This window comes from Pseudomonas sp. ESBL9 (assembly GCF_036668715.1).
In the GTDB taxonomy this organism is placed as follows: domain Bacteria; phylum Pseudomonadota; class Gammaproteobacteria; order Pseudomonadales; family Pseudomonadaceae; genus Aquipseudomonas; species Aquipseudomonas lundensis.
On record NZ_JAZEVV010000018.1, the window covers coordinates 1 to 720 of the forward strand.

The 720-nt window shown below is 63.8% G+C and carries 1 pseudogene; it reads right to left on the reverse strand.

The annotated features are described in order from the left end of the window. Window positions 1-720, reverse strand: a pseudogene (locus V6F78_RS22240) (RHS repeat-associated core domain-containing protein); the annotation flags it as partial.

The following is a 720-nucleotide window of genomic DNA, read 5'->3' on the forward strand; positions in this document are numbered from 1 at the left end:
AGGCGCCGGTGTAACTCGGTTGGGCCAGCAGGCGCATCGGTTGGTGGCGCAGGGCCTGGGCCACGGGGACGAAGGTGCCGGGTTCGTAGAGGTAGTGGACGGTTTTGCCACTGGCGCCGTCGGCCTGTGCGGGGCTGCTTTCCCAGGCGAGGGTGTCGCCGTCCCAGCCGAATAACGTGAAGCCGCACCCCAGTTCCCGCTGTTTGCGGGCCTGTTCGTTGCGGTTCCACTGCGAGCCGGCTTCGCTTCGGTTTAGGTGGTGGGCGTTGGAGTGTTTGTAGAGACGTCTTCCCAGCGGGTCGTAGGCGTAGTCGACGCTCAGTTGGCTGTTTTCAAAGCGCACCAAGCGGTCAAACAGGTCCCAGTGCAGTCGGCTTTGCTGGCCGTTGTGCCAGCGGCGGATCTGGTTGCCGCGTTCGTCGTAGTCGTAGTGGCTGCCGGCGTATTCGCGAAGGAGGTTGTCCATCAGGGTGTTGCGCTTGGGGTCGTGGTCCAGTGGGCGTTGGACCTGTTGGGTTTTTTCATCCAGCAGGTTGCTAGCCGGGTCGAAGGCGAAGGTTTCGACGCCCAGACGGCTGGTGGCGTTGAGCAGCCGGCCAACCGGGTCGTAGCGGTAGGACAGCGGCCCACGGCGGCTGTCGTGGATGTCGGTCAGTTGGCTGGCTGCGTCGTACTGATAGGTGCGTTTGAGCAGGGTGGTTTTGTCGTCGCTGCGGCCTA